Source organism: Methylobacterium sp. CCH5-D2, from assembly GCF_001556475.1.
In the GTDB taxonomy this organism is placed as follows: domain Bacteria; phylum Pseudomonadota; class Alphaproteobacteria; order Rhizobiales; family Beijerinckiaceae; genus Methylobacterium; species Methylobacterium hispanicum.
In genome coordinates this window covers 1-440 of record NZ_LSIX01000803.1, presented here as the reverse complement: position 1 = coordinate 440, position 440 = coordinate 1, and the positions used below count along the sequence as shown (strand labels likewise).

Below are 440 nucleotides of genomic sequence, written 5' to 3'. Positions count from 1 at the left end.
CCCCTGCGGCGTGAGGCCGTTGATCACCTCGGGGAGAACCTGGGCGAGTTGGGTGAGCAGCGTGTCGCGGTTCATCCCCGTGGCGCGCTCCAGGGTGCCGAGCGTGTCGGGGCCGAGCGCGTCGGCGAGCTGGTTGGGCTGGACGGGGCGGTTCTGGCCGTGGCCGATCCACGACTCGATCACGTCGCCGAGGCCGCCGCGGCGGAACCCCTCGATCAGGCCGTCGAGGCCGCCGAGATCGGGCCGGTCGCCGGGCTCGCGGTCGAGATGGGCGTAGGGGCCGGCGCCGGGCGCGCGATCCGGGGACCCGCCGGGGCCGTCCAGCATGCCGGAGAGGTCGCTGAAATCGCCGGGCGGCAGCGGCGCGTCGCGGCGGCCGCCCTCCTGGTCCCAGCCGCCGGAGCCGGAGCCGCCCCTGTCGCCGTCGCGCCCGTAGGGAC

General features: G+C 76.8%; 1 protein-coding gene. It reads right to left on the bottom strand.

The window, feature by feature from the left end:
- A partial coding sequence (locus tag AX737_RS21245; RefSeq protein WP_156453867.1) for a YidB family protein occupies positions 1-440 on the bottom strand: 440 nt, incomplete at both ends.